The organism is Pantoea sp. RCC30.1 (assembly GCF_058148845.1).
On the sequence record NZ_JBXUHX010000056.1, the window covers coordinates 1 to 12504 of the forward strand.

Annotated in this window: 10 protein-coding genes and 1 pseudogene; 10 read left to right on the forward strand and 1 reads right to left on the reverse strand. The window is 55.4% G+C overall.

Annotated elements, in window-relative coordinates; all coding sequences use genetic code 11:
* Positions 1–82 precede the first annotated feature (82 nt).
* Complete coding sequence (gene nac / locus AC2LB6_RS23860) at positions 83–1000, forward strand: nitrogen assimilation transcriptional regulator NAC (protein WP_090959775.1); 918 nt, start codon at positions 83–85, stop codon at positions 998–1000.
* 476 nt (positions 1001–1476) lie between these two features.
* On the forward strand, positions 1477–2121 hold the full coding sequence (locus tag AC2LB6_RS23865; protein ID WP_490095367.1) for a hypothetical protein: 645 nt from the start codon (positions 1477–1479) through the stop codon (positions 2119–2121).
* Positions 2122–2341: 220 nt separating this feature from the next.
* Here AC2LB6_RS23865 and AC2LB6_RS23870 read toward each other — a convergent pair whose 3' ends face one another.
* Positions 2342–2584, reverse strand: a complete 243-nt coding sequence (locus AC2LB6_RS23870; protein ID WP_490095368.1) for a DNA polymerase V — start codon at positions 2582–2584, stop codon at positions 2342–2344.
* A 400-nt stretch (positions 2585–2984) separates the two neighbouring features.
* Here AC2LB6_RS23870 and cbl point away from each other — a divergent pair, with 400 nt between their 5' ends.
* From cbl to AC2LB6_RS23910, 8 genes and pseudogenes are all read left to right on the forward strand, one after another.
* Entirely contained in the window at positions 2985–3944 is a 960-nt protein-coding gene (cbl, locus tag AC2LB6_RS23875) for an HTH-type transcriptional regulator Cbl (protein ID WP_490095369.1), read from the forward strand.
* Between the two features lie 159 nt (positions 3945–4103).
* Positions 4104–5561 (forward strand): NAD-dependent succinate-semialdehyde dehydrogenase, encoded by a 1458-nt coding sequence (locus AC2LB6_RS23880; protein WP_490095370.1) that lies wholly within the window; start codon positions 4104–4106, stop codon positions 5559–5561.
* 446 nt (positions 5562–6007) lie between these two features.
* The gene (locus AC2LB6_RS23885; RefSeq protein ID WP_490095371.1) at positions 6008–7477 is read left to right on the forward strand and encodes an aldehyde dehydrogenase family protein; all 1470 of its coding nucleotides are present in this window, start codon (positions 6008–6010) and stop codon (positions 7475–7477) included.
* A gap of 28 nt (positions 7478–7505) precedes the next feature.
* Positions 7506–8174: a haloacid dehalogenase type II gene (locus AC2LB6_RS23890; RefSeq protein WP_292992220.1), complete on the forward strand. Its 669-nt coding sequence runs from the start codon at positions 7506–7508 to the stop codon at positions 8172–8174.
* 10 nt (positions 8175–8184) lie between these two features.
* Positions 8185–9462, forward strand: a complete 1278-nt coding sequence (locus tag AC2LB6_RS23895) for an NAD(P)/FAD-dependent oxidoreductase (protein ID WP_490095372.1) — start codon at positions 8185–8187, stop codon at positions 9460–9462.
* A gap of 82 nt (positions 9463–9544) precedes the next feature.
* Positions 9545–11152, forward strand: coding sequence for an ABC transporter substrate-binding protein (locus tag AC2LB6_RS23900; RefSeq protein ID WP_490095373.1), 1608 nt, complete (start codon positions 9545–9547; stop codon positions 11150–11152).
* A gap of 27 nt (positions 11153–11179) precedes the next feature.
* Positions 11180–12136, forward strand: a complete 957-nt coding sequence (locus tag AC2LB6_RS23905) for an ABC transporter permease (protein ID WP_003852376.1) — start codon at positions 11180–11182, stop codon at positions 12134–12136.
* Positions 12133–12504: pseudogene (locus AC2LB6_RS23910) on the forward strand (ABC transporter permease); the annotation flags it as partial. The gene AC2LB6_RS23905 and the pseudogene AC2LB6_RS23910, both read left to right, overlap by 4 nt.

The following is a 12504-nucleotide window of genomic DNA, read 5'->3' on the forward strand; positions in this document are numbered from 1 at the left end:
GGCCTGCATTTTGCAAAATCTCTGTTATCAGGGCGATGGGATCAGACCCATTTCGCTATTCGGGGTGAGTGACGGAGGCAAGATGAATTTAAGACGACTGAAGTACTTTGTGAAAATCGTCGATATCGGCAGTCTGACGCAGGCAGCAGAAGTGCTGCACATCGCACAGCCTGCACTCAGTCAGCAGGTCGCGACGCTGGAGAATGAGCTGGATCAGCAGTTACTGATTCGCACCAAGCGCGGCGTCACGCCAACTGAAGCTGGTAAGATTCTCTATGGCCATGCCCGCACTATTCTGCGCCAATGTGAGCAGGCCCAGACGGCGGTCATTAATGCTGGTCAGGTGCTGAGCGGCCAGGTGTCGATTGGTCTGGCACCGGGCACGGCGGCATCCTCGCTGACCATGCCGCTGCTGCAAACCGTCCGCGATCAATTTCCGGAAGTGCTGGTCTACCTGCACGAAAACAGTGGCAGCGTACTGAATGAGAAAGTGATGAACGGTCAGCTGGATATGGCGGTGCTGTACGATCGCGCACCCACTGCCGGCATCAACAGCATGCCGCTGATGAAAGAGGATCTCTTCCTGGTGGGCGCCACCGACTACCCGGGTGCCAGCGTTGATCTGGCCGATGTGGCGCAGATGAGTCTGTTCCTGCCGCGCGACTACAGCGCAGTGCGCAAGCGCGTTGATGAGGCGTTTTCACTGCGTCGCCTGAGTGCACGTATCATCGGTGAGATCGAATCGATTTCAACCCTGACCTCAGCCATTTCCAGCGGCATGGGTGTCACCGTATTACCCGAATCCGCCGCCCGTTCGCTGGTAGGCTCGACTGATGCCTGGATGTCACGCATCAACAGTCCGTCACTGAGTCTGCCGCTGTCGCTGAACATCTCTGCCCGGTTGCCGCTGTCACCTTCTGCACAGGCAGTGAAGAATATCCTGCTGTCGCTGCTGAATAAGCCGCTGAGCGAGGAGAGGGAGTTGATGTTAGTGGGGTAGAGGGGCGCTTATAGCGTGGATTGTAAGTATGCAGATAGTTTCCTGCCAGGCGGGACATTCCCGGCAGGAAACTATCTGCATACTTTTATTTGCTATCCTTTTATTATTTGGCAGGCAGGAATGCATGTAAAAATTATTTTAAATGGATAGAGAGAGTAAAAGATTTAAGTTACTGTTTTTAATAAAAGCTCATAAACAGGCAAAATGTACATGAATCTGTACACATCTTCATTCAGTTTAACTCAGCACTTAGTTCATTCCCATAACGCCGACCGGCTCTTGAATTCCCATCAACTGATTTACACATTTCACTGTGTATCCATCCAGAATGAATAAATCCCCATTTAATACAATTTATCAGGCCGCGTTATAATAACTTCAGATTATCACTGGCTGTAAGATGTGCTCGCCTGAGTTATAAGCTGCTGGATTGTTGCTTCCACTTTTTAAATATCTTATTCATAAGGAATATCATAATGATAAGCGCTAAGGGATTAGCAGATGACATGGTCAACGCCCTCAATGTAAACAGCAATTTTTTGGAATCTTTTGCTGGAGGTGCACTTGAGTTACCTGTGGATCTTTACTACCTGGGTTACAGCTTTCTCGATACAGACAACAGAACCTTGAACAGTATTGATGGCGAGCGTTGCATCAGGCTAATCCAAAACGGATTTGCTAACAGGAAAAGCCTTAAAAAGATTGCAAACATCATCATTGATCGTTATCTAAATAAAATTGATGTCAACAAACTCAAAACTACCGGCACCCATGCGGGTGCGAGCCTTTCCGGAGGGGTTGTCATGAATAAGATGATACTCGGCAACATTGGGCCAATGTTTGCTGACAGATTGGTTGCCAGAATGATGATAGGATTCTCGTTCTCTTCACTTATCTCCCTGGGAGCAATGCAGTCCAGAGCAGTATATACATCGCGCGAATTAAGCCGCCGGGACCCAGAACTACAAAATTACCTTAAGAGACTTGGGGATTTGGATTTGCTTTACTTTTTGATTGAAAAGCGAGTAAAGCCTTTTGAAAAAACGCTATCACTCTGGCAGCAAAATAAGGTGCTTTTCGATGAGGTATCATCCATTTTCATTCAAAGGGTTCGCCCATGATTGGCTGGTTGAAGAAATTAGCGTCCCGTGGCATTGCTGGCCTTAGCGACTGCATCATCTTAGCCACGCTTGGGCTTATATCCTGGTTTCTATTTATGTCTGATTCTGATGACAGATACATCAAAGCAGGCCTGTCTTGTATAGGGTTTTTGTTGGCATATATGGTTTATTGGTTTGCTAACAGAGTTGATGACGGAATTTGACTTATTTATAACCAATATTAGCATCCTCCGGAGTGAGGATTGAACAGGTGAAACGTCCGGCGCTCACCCTCTTCAGTCGAGATGTCGTGAAAGTTACCCAGATAATGCTCAATCCAGCGGCTGGCCTCAGCCAGGATGAAATCGTGGTTAACCTTCTCCAGGTATGCCGCGAAATCCAGCATGGTGACCGTTTGCTTGCCGTTACCGGCTATTCTGATGCTTGCTCTGAATGCTGCGGCGATGTCATCTCTGCGTGCCATGGGAATACTCCTCAATCAACTACTGTATGCAATTGTCTGTTTTATGCATCCTGGAAACTTAACCCTGCCAGTTAACCTGAAGCGGAGCATATTAAGGTTTCCTTTAATCCTTTATAAAATGAGAACTTTCACGCTAAACCTAATCAAAGTTAACTTTTCTGTCTTCACCTCCAGTTTAACACTCTTTCTTTTCTGAATTTTCATCCACTCCCAATCAACAGCGGACTGTATGCATCCTGCTGTTCAACCTTTAGCCACAGCCGTCTGGTGCATCCCTCGCGCAATCTAAACCCCCCCCGTTATTCCCTAAAGTCATAAATGTGAATTTTTTAGTATTTCCGGTTATCAATAATAGTTCTTACCATCAGATAATCAGATTAGGTAAAGGGAGGTAAATATCGTGAATTTCCAGCAGCTTAAAATCATCCGCGAGGCGGCCCGCTGTGAGTTTAATTTAACGGAAGTCGCTAACACGCTGTTTACCTCACAGTCGGGTGTCAGTCGGCACATCCGCGATCTGGAAGATGAACTGGGTGTGGAGATCTTTATCCGTCGCGGCAAACGTCTGCTGGGGATGACCGAACCGGGCAAAGCGCTGCTTACCATTGCCGAGCGTATCCTGGATGAAGCGGGAAAAGTGCGGCGGCTGGCCGATGTGTTTACCAATGAAACCAGCGGCATCCTGACTATCGCCACCACGCATACCCAGGCACGCTACAGCCTGCCGAAAGTGATCAAAGCGTTCCGGCAGCTCTATCCCAACGTCCGGCTTGAATTGAATCAGGGATCGCCGCAGGAAATCGTCACCATGCTGCTGGCGGGTGAAGCAGACATCGGCATCGCCAGTGAAATGCTGGTCAATAACAGCAATCTGGCCGCATTCCCGTGGTTCAGCTGGCATCACGCCTTGCTTGTACCGAAAGGGCATGAGCTGGTGCAGAACCAGCCGGTCTCACTGAGCACCCTCAGCCGCTATCCACTTATTACCTACCGGCAGGGCATCACCGGACGGTCGCGGGTTGACCGTGCCTTCCAGACGGCGGGCTTGAAACCGGATATCGTGCTCAGCGCCCAGGACTCCGACGTGGTGAAAACCTACGTTAAACTCGGTCTGGGCGTCGGGATACTGGCCGATCAGGCGTGTGAAACCGAAGAGAGTGAAGAGCTTGAACGTCTGGATGCCACACATTTGTTCGACGCCAGCACCGTATGGCTCGGCCTCAAGCGCGGTCAGCTGCAGCGCAACTACGTCTGGCAGTTCCTGGAACTCTGCAACGCCAACCTGTCGCTGGAGGAGATCAAACGCCAGGCGCTCTCCTACAGTAATGACGACGAGCCAGTCATCGACTTCCAGATTTAATCACACTGCGCATCCCGTCGGATGCGCCCCGTTCCCGCACGGCATAAAATTTCAAATCACCGCAAAAAACTCCTTCACGAAACTTTCTCACCCCGCACAACAACATCCTGCGCTGACCCGGCGCGATAAAGTGGAATTAACTGACCACGAGGGGATGCTATGTCGCGATTAAAACTTAAAGACAGCGATCTGCTGCGCCAGCAGGCGCTGTTTGCCGGGCACTGGCAGGATGCGCATCAGGGCGCTACGCTGCCGGTTATCGATCCAGCCACGGGCGAAACGCTGGCCACCATTCCGGCGCTGGGCCGGGCGGAAACGGAGCGGGCGATAGCGTATGCGGAAACGGTGCGCATCAGTTGGGGCAAAACCACCAATGCCAGCCGTGCCGCGCTGCTGGAAAAATGGCATCAGCTGATTGTCGAACATGCTGACGACCTGGCGATCATCATGACCGCTGAGCAGGGCAAACCGCTGGCAGAAGCCCGGGGTGAGGTGCTCTACGGCGCCAGCTTTGTAAAATGGTTTGCGGAAGAGGCTCGTCGTATCTATGGCGACACCATTCCCGCACCCAGCGAAGACCGTCGCATTCTGGTACTGAAACAGCCGGTAGGGGTTGCCGCTGCCATCACACCGTGGAACTTTCCGATTGCGATGATCACCCGCAAGGTTGCCCCAGCACTGGCCGCCGGATGTCCGATTATCGTTAAACCTTCGGAGTTAACGCCGCTCTCGGCGCTGGCACTCGCGGTGCTGGCAGAGCGTGTCGGTTTCCCGTCTGGCGTGTTACAGGTACTGACCGGCCTGCCTGCAGAGATTGGTGCGGCGCTGACAGAAAGCCGCACGGTGCGTAAAATCTCTTTTACCGGATCGACCCGCATCGGCCAGTTGCTGATGCAACAGAGCGCCAATAGCATAAAGCGCCTGAGCCTGGAGCTGGGCGGCAACGCACCGCTGATCGTGTTTGATGATGCCGACATTGAGATTGCAGTTGCCGGAGTCATGCTCAGCAAGTTCCGCAACGCCGGGCAGACCTGCGTCTGCGCCAATCGCATTCTGGTGCAGCGGAGCATCTATCCGCGCTTCACCGCACGACTGCTTGAGGCGGTCGCCACCCTGAAAGTGGGCGATGGTTTTGCGCCCGACAGCACCATTGGCCCGCTGATCAACAGTCGCGCAGTGGAGAAAGTGAATGGTCACATCATTGATGCGCTGAGTCAGGGAGCAACCCTGCTGACTGGCGGCATCAGCCAGGGCAACGGCACCTTCGTGCAGCCCACGGTACTCGGTGAAGTCACTTCCAGCATGCGGATCGCTCATGAGGAGACGTTCGGCCCGGTCGCGCCGCTGTTTATCTTTGATGATGAAGAGGAGGCGATCGCGATGGCGAATGACACGCCTTACGGCCTGGGAGCCTATTTCTTTACCGAGAACATCCGGCGGGCCTGGCGCGTGGCTGAAGCGCTGGAGTTTGGCATGGTCGGCTTTAATACCGGCGCTATTTCCCTGGAGGTCGCGCCGTTTGGCGGCGTTAAACTCTCCGGTATTGGCCGGGAAGGTTCACGCTACGGAATGGATGAATATCTGGAACAAAAAACATTTCACATTGGCAGTCTGTAATTAAATATTAATAGAACGCCAGCCGGATCATCCAGCTGGTGTTTTTTTTGCCTGATGCTCAGGGTAATTTCTTCGGCGTCAAATAATAGTGTTTAAAAACCAAAGAATTTATCAGGGATGTGAAGCGGAGCGGTAAATCGGCAGGTGCCTGCGACTGTGATGAGCAGCCTGACCCGTAACATCCGCTTTGGTGCAATTTCCGTGCAGGTTGCACCAGCAGGGCGCATAAATTTTGTGAAGTAAATCATCTGTTTAATTGTTCGGCAATTCCGCAAAAAATCCCCCGGCAATACGGCAGAAAATTTTTTTGCGCTGTTTTAAACGCATTTTTATTTTTTGTCCGGCTGGCATACTTTCTGCATTAGCTTATTAACACCGCAGAAATCGGCCGTTGAAAACGCTAATAAGTCAGCAACTGATGGGTGTAACAAATAAGGAATTCTTCCATGTTAAGTTTCGACCCTGAAAAAGTTTCTCTTCCGGCTGGCCATTATATTGGCGGCCAGCACTACCAGAGCCAGGGCGCAGCCTTTGAGGTTAAACGTCCCTCTGATGGCAGAGTCTATGCCACGCTGCAGGATGCCACGCCGGAGGATGTCGATCACGCTGTTACCGTCGCGCATCAGGCACTGAAAACCAGCGGCTGGTCAGGCTGTCCGCCGCGCGAACGCGGCCGTGTATTACGCCGCTGGGCCGATCTGATTGAGCAGGACACGCTGCTGGCACAGCTGGAAGCGCTGGGCTCCACCCGGCCAATCAGCGACGTGGTGCTGCACGAAATCCCGTTTACCGCCGAAGCGATTCGCTTTTATGCCGAATGCGCCGACAAATACAGCGGTGACCTCTTTCCTACCCGTGACAGCAGCCTCGGCATGCTGATTGCCGAACCTTATGGCGTCATCGCCGCGATTACCCCGTGGAATTTCCCGCTGTCGATGGCGTCGTGGAAATGCGGACCGGCGCTGGCGGCGGGTAACGCAGTAGTGCTGAAACCCTCTGAACTGACCCCGTTTTCAACCGTGCGTATGGCTGAACTGGCGATCCAGGCGGGTTTACCGGCGGGTGTGCTGAACATTGTGCAGGGCAATGGTGCGGTGACCGGGAGCGCGCTGGTGACTCATCCTCTGGTGCGCAAAGTCTCCTTTACCGGTTCGACCGTGACCGGAAAACGCATCATGAGCGATGCCGCGCAGCACGGCATGAAACCGGTGACGCTGGAGCTGGGCGGCAAAAGTCCGCAACTGGTGTTTGATGATGCGGGTGACCTTGAGGTGCTGGCCCAGCGCATCTTGCGCGGCTTCACCGCCAACGGCGGCCAGGCTTGCGTGGCGGGCACCCGTCTTATTGTGCAGCGTAATATTGCCGATCCGCTGGTTGAGCGGTTGGCACAGCTCTGCCGCGAACTCAAACCGGGCGTCACCTGGCAGGAAGAAAGCCGCTACGCGCCGCTGATTGACGAACGCCAGGGTAACAAAGTCTGCTCGGTGATTGAGGCGGCTAAAGCGCAGGGCGCAGAGGTGCTGGTGGGCGGAGAGCGTTTTGCCGACACCGACAACGGCTGGTTCTGGCAGCCCACGCTGCTGAGCCACGTGGCGCAGGATAATCCGGCGGTGCAGCAGGAGATTTTTGGTCCGGTGCTGACGGTTCAGACATTTGATGATGAAGAGCAGGGTCTGGCGATGGCCGCCCATGACACCTATGGCCTCTGCGCCGGTGTACACACTTTGAGTCTGCCGCGCGCGCTGCGTGCGATGCGCGCCATTGATGCAGGCACCGTCTGGATCAACCGTTATGGCCGCTCCGGTGACTTCATCATTCCGACCGGTGGTTTTCTCGGTTCCGGCATTGGGAAAGATTTAGGGCGTCAGGCGTTTCAGGCCTGCCAGCGCCAGAAGAGTGTACTCATCGATTTCTAAGCGCAACTGACAAAGACGAGGGTGTTACATGGCACTGTTTAAACCGAAATTCATCACGTTTGACTGTTACGGCACGCTGATTCGCTTCGATATGGCGGGCGCCGCGCAACGCTGTTTCAGCGACCGCGTCGACCCGGAGGCAATGAACGCTTTTACCACCGATTTTTCAAGCTACCGGCTGGATGAGGTGCTGGGCGCATGGAAACCCTATTACGACGTCGTCAGTAATGCGATTCAGCGCACCTGCAAAAAGTGGGGCGTGAAGTGGGACAAAGCCGACAGCGACTTTATCTATACCGACTGTGCCAGCTGGGGACCGCATCCCGACGTGCCCGCCGGGCTGGCAAAAGTCGCTAAAGAGTTTCCGCTGGTGCTGCTGACCAATTCGATGAAAGACCTGATCCCGCACCACGAACCGCGTCTGGGCGCGCCCATTTACCTGACCATCACGGCGGAAGAGGCGGGCGCTTACAAGCCACAGATGAAAGGCTTTGAATATATGCTGGATAAGCTCGGCTGCGGCCCGGAGGAGATCCTCCATGTCTCCTCCAGCTTCCGCTATGACCTGATGACCGCCCACGATCTCGGCATCAAAAACAAAGTCTGGGTCAATCGCGGTCATGAACCGGCGAACCCGTACTATCAGTACACCGAAATTAAAGATATCGGCGGCCTGCCTGGCGTCGTCGGACTCTGAGGAACACCCCATGAAACTGGAATCGTTCTGGCAGGCCACCGCTCCGGCCTTTACCGGTGCCGCTCGCGAACTGCTGCCCGCACAGGCGGACGTGGTGGTGATCGGCGGCGGCTTCACCGGCGTCTCGGCCGCGCTTAACCTGGCACGCAGCGGCATCAACGTCGTACTGCTGGAGAGTGGCGACGTGATGAGCCAGGCCTCAGCGCGCAATGGCGGCCACTGCAACACCGGTGTGGCGCAGAACTTCGCCTCGCTGGTGGCAAGTCAGGGTCTGGAGCAGGCCAGTCGCTTTTACCGGGCATTTGACGATGCGGTGAGCTACGTCCAGCAACTGATCCAGGATGAAGAGATCGACTGCGACTTCCGGCTGTGCGGAAAGCTCAAGCTTGCCAGCAAAGCGTCGCACGTGGCCGGGCTGCGGGAGGCCTATGAGCTGATGCGACGCACCGTGGACCCGGAGATCGAACTGCTCGATAAAGCGGCGGTGCGCGACGAAATCGCCAGCGACGATTTCCACGGCGGCCTGCTGCAGAAGCGTGGCGGTCAGATGCACATGGGTAAATTTGGCGTCGGGCTGGCAGAGGCTGCCGCGCGCAGCGGCGCGAAGATTTTCCCGCACCACGCCGTGACGAAGTTAGAACGCCTGCAGGGCTATCAGCATCGGATACACACCGCGCAGGGCACCATTCTGGCGGATAAAGTGCTGATGGCGACCGGCTGCTCCAACGTCGGACCTTTTCCCTGGTTCCAGCGTCGCATTGTACCGGTCGGCAGCTTTATCGTCGTGACCGAAGCGCTCGATCCGGCGCTGCTGCGCCAGGTGCTGCCCAATAACCGGACTTACGTCACCTCGCTGAATATCGGCAACTACTTCCGTACCACCGCCGACAGCCGTCTGGTGTTTGGCGGGCGGGCGCGGTTTGCAGTCAGCAACCCGACATCAGATTCGCGCAGCGGCGAGATCCTGCGCCACGCGATGACGCAGATGCTGCCGCAACTGGGCCAGGCAGAGGTGGACTACTGCTGGGGCGGCATGGTTGACATGACCGCCGACCGTCTGCCGCACGCGGGTGAACAGGATGGCCTGTTCTATTCACTCGGTTACAGCGGTCACGGCACCCAGATGTCGGTCTGGATGGGGCGGGTGATGGCCGATGTTCTGGCCGAAAAACGCACTGAAAATCCCTGGCAGCGCGACGCATGGCCCGCACTGCCCGGTTATCACGGCAAGCCATGGTTTTTACCGCTCGCAGGACTCTATTACAAAGCAAAGGATCGCCTTTCATAACATCCCGTCGGGAGCTGGCCGCCAGGTGTCCAGCACCGCCAGAAAATGATCCCCGGTTCGCCTGACTATTGAGGGTACAGAGATGAGTAAATTTGATAATAACGACGCTGATGCGGTAAATCCGGCACTGACGCGCATGATCACCGAAGGCTCACTGTCACGTCGCAGTTTGATGAAAATCCTCTCCGCGGGTGCGGTGATGAGCAGCGGTCTGGTCGGTTTTTCCGGGGCGGCACTGGCAGATGACAAGCCGGTCAAAGGCGGTAAAATGCGGGCGGCTATGTCGAATTCCTCGGCCACCGACACGCTCGATCCGGCCAAAAGTAACAACAGCGCAGACTACACCCGCCAGTTCATGTTCTACAGTGGCCTGACCGAGCTGGATAAAAACCTGATGGCGCAACCAGCGCTGGCCGAATCACTGGACTCCAGCGACGGCATTACCTGGCATATCAAACTGCGTAAAGGGGTCACCTTCCATGATGGCAAACCGCTGACCGCCAAAGATGTGATCTTCTCGCTCAGCCGCCACAAAGATCCCGCTATCGCCTCTATCGCCTTTAAGCTGGCCGATCAGTTCAAAACCTTCAGCGCAGTCAATGACAATGAGGTGCAGCTGGAGCTGAACAGTGCCAATTTCGACGTTCCTTACATGCTTGCGACGCCACCGTTTTTAATTGTGAAGGACGGCACCACCGATTTCAGCAAAGGCATCGGTACTGGTCCGTTTGTCTGCAAAACGTTTATGCCGGGTACGCGCACCATCGGTACCAAAAATCCCAACTACTACAAACCCGGTCTGCCGCATCTTGATGAGGTGGAGCTGATTGGTGTCACCGATGGCGCGGCACGCGTTAATGCCCTGATGTCAGGCGATCTGCAGATGGTTTCTACCCTGACCGCCGCCGACTGCAAGCGCATCAAAGCCAGCAGCGAATTTGGCGTGCTGGAAAGTAAATCGGGCATGTACACCAACCTGATTATCCGCACCGACGTGAAGCCAGGTAACAACGAAGATTTCGTCCTGGCGATGAAATATCTGCAGCCGCGTGAAATGCTGGTGAAAACGGTGCTGCAGGGATACGGCGACGTCAGTAATGACACCCCGGTGCCGCCATGGCATCCGCTCTATAACGCCGACCTCAAACCCCGTGCGCTCGATATAGAAAAAGCGAAGTTCCATATCAAAAAAGCGGGCATGGCTGGCTCCACAGTAGAGATCATCACCACGCCGAATATCGAAGGGGCGAACGAAGGCGGGCAGATGATTCAGCAGATGGCTCGCGGGGCAGGGCTGAACATCAAAGTGCGACGCGTGCCGTATGACGGTTACTGGTCTTCGCACTGGATGAAAGATCCGATGGGATATGGCTCGATAAACCCGCGTCCGACGCTCGACATGCTCTTCTCACAATTTTATCTCTCTACCGCACCGAACAACGAGTCGGGCTGGAAAAATCCCCAGTTTGATCAACTGGTGGTCACCGCACGCGGTGAGCGCGATCAGGCGAAACGCAAGCAGATGTATGGCGACATGCAGACGCTGATTTATGACCACTGCGGCACCCTCATCCCGACATTTATCAGCTCCACCGATGGTTACAGCAAAAAGGTCAAAGGAGTCGAAGCCTGGCCGTCAGGCATGATGATGGGCTATCGCTTCCATGAGTTTGCCTGGCTGGCCGCCTGATACGTTATTTGAGTAAGGAGTACGCCGATGAACCGATACATGATGTTCCTGATTGCCCGGCGGATTGGCGCCGGCATCCTGACTTTGCTTATCGTCTCGGCGGTGGTGTTTTTCATCACCAGCCTGCTGCCGGGTGACGCGGCACAGATGATCCTCGGCCAGAACGCCACGCCGGAAACGGTGGCGGCGTTACGGCAGCAGCTGGGTCTCGATCAGCCTTTGCTGATGCGCTATATCCACTGGCTGACAGGCATGGTGCAGGGTGATTTCGGTACCTCGTTTGCGAGCCATCTGCCGGTCTCGCAGTTGGTGGCGCAGCGTATTCCCGCAACCTTTGAACTGGCGGGTATCACCACGCTGATCTGCGTGCCGATGGCGCTGATCATTGGCATCATCGCGGCGATGAATCGCGGTTCCCGGCTCGATCGGGCGCTGGTCATCGGCACCATGGCGACGGTAGCCGTGCCGGAATTTCTGGTGGCGACGGTGGCGGTGCTGATTTTCGCCGTCAAGCTGCACTGGGTATCGGCAATGTCGTTTGGCAGTCCGGACAGCGACCTGCTGAGCTACCTCAAAGCCTATGCGCTGCCGGTGCTGACACTCTGCTGCGTGCTGGTGGCGCAGATGGCACGTATGACGCGGGCCGCGATTATTAATCAGCTTGATAGCCCTTATCTGGAGATGGCGCTGCTGAAAGGCGTGTCGCCGCTCCGCGCCGTGCTGCGTCACGCGCTGCCCAACGCCGTCGGACCCATCGCCAACGCGATCTCACTCAGCCTTTCCTATCTGTTTGGCGGGGTGATCATCATCGAAACTATCTTCAGCTATCCCGGTCTGGCCAGCCAGTTGGTGGATGCGGTCAGCAACCGCGACCTGCCGGTGGTGCAGCTCTGCGTGATGCTGTTCGCCGCCTGCTACCTGGTACTGCTGCTGGCGGCGGACATTCTGACTATCGCCTTTAATCCGAAATGGAGAAGCGCATGAATACTCTCTTGTTGCCCTGGCGTTTCTTACAGTCGCTCTCCTGGTCGGGTCGACTGGGTCTGATGATGTCGCTGTTCTGGCTGCTGATGGCGGTGTTCGGCACCCTGCTGGCACCACACAGCATTGATGACATCGGCGGCGGCCCGCTGATGGGCGGCCTGACGGCCGATAACCTTCTGGGCACCGACTATCTGGGACGCGACATGCTGAGCCGTATTCTCTACGGCGCGAAGTTCTCTATCGGCCTGGCACTCAGTGCGGCGCTGCTGGCCAGCCTGATCGGCACACTGCTGGCCCTGCTGGCGGCGGTAACGGGACGCTGGCTGGAGGAGTTACTCGGCCGCATTAACGATGCACTGCTGGTGCTG

What these genes read in the sequence shown, in the direction of transcription:
- AC2LB6_RS23870 (WP_490095368.1), bottom strand. Translation starts at nt 2,584, where the DNA reads ATGGCACGCAGAGATGACATCGCCGCAGCATTCAGAGCAAGCATCAGA.
- AC2LB6_RS23880 (WP_490095370.1), top strand. Translation starts at nt 4,104, where the DNA reads ATGTCGCGATTAAAACTTAAAGACAGCGATCTGCTGCGCCAGCAGGCG.
- nac (WP_090959775.1), top strand. Translation starts at nt 83, where the DNA reads ATGAATTTAAGACGACTGAAGTACTTTGTGAAAATCGTCGATATCGGC.
- AC2LB6_RS23905 (WP_003852376.1), top strand. Translation starts at nt 11,180, where the DNA reads ATGAACCGATACATGATGTTCCTGATTGCCCGGCGGATTGGCGCCGGC.
- AC2LB6_RS23895 (WP_490095372.1), top strand. Translation starts at nt 8,185, where the DNA reads ATGAAACTGGAATCGTTCTGGCAGGCCACCGCTCCGGCCTTTACCGGT.
- AC2LB6_RS23865 (WP_490095367.1), top strand. Translation starts at nt 1,477, where the DNA reads ATGATAAGCGCTAAGGGATTAGCAGATGACATGGTCAACGCCCTCAAT.
- AC2LB6_RS23890 (WP_292992220.1), top strand. Translation starts at nt 7,506, where the DNA reads ATGGCACTGTTTAAACCGAAATTCATCACGTTTGACTGTTACGGCACG.
- AC2LB6_RS23900 (WP_490095373.1), top strand. Translation starts at nt 9,545, where the DNA reads ATGAGTAAATTTGATAATAACGACGCTGATGCGGTAAATCCGGCACTG.
- AC2LB6_RS23885 (WP_490095371.1), top strand. Translation starts at nt 6,008, where the DNA reads ATGTTAAGTTTCGACCCTGAAAAAGTTTCTCTTCCGGCTGGCCATTAT.